Genomic DNA, 221 nt, shown 5'->3' with positions numbered 1-221 from the left:
GAGCTTCACACAACGAAAAAGGATACTTACCGGATCAAAGAAGAGATCACTCTTCCGGGCACAAAAGAAAGTGTCGGCCAGCTTCTTTTGACCGATGTCAGCAGCCGGAAACTGGAAATCCGCCTTGGACAGGATGAGATGCAGCTCAAAGGCGAGCTCCTGGTATTCTGCATGTATTTGTCCGAGGACGGGAAGACAGACTGGCTGGAGCAGAGCGTTCC

1 protein-coding gene is annotated in these 221 nt (G+C 51.6%); it reads left to right on the top strand.

The features are described from left to right. Positions 1-221 (top strand): DUF3794 domain-containing protein (locus HJY11_RS14165; protein ID WP_208076523.1); only part of this gene is annotated, 221 nt, incomplete at both ends.

The sequence above is a fragment of the Bittarella massiliensis (ex Durand et al. 2017) genome (assembly GCF_017566145.1).
GTDB classification, from domain to species: domain Bacteria; phylum Bacillota; class Clostridia; order Oscillospirales; family Ruminococcaceae; genus Bittarella; species Bittarella massiliensis_A.
Note: the sequence above shows the minus strand (reverse complement) of the source record. Positions and strands in the feature narration are given on the sequence as shown.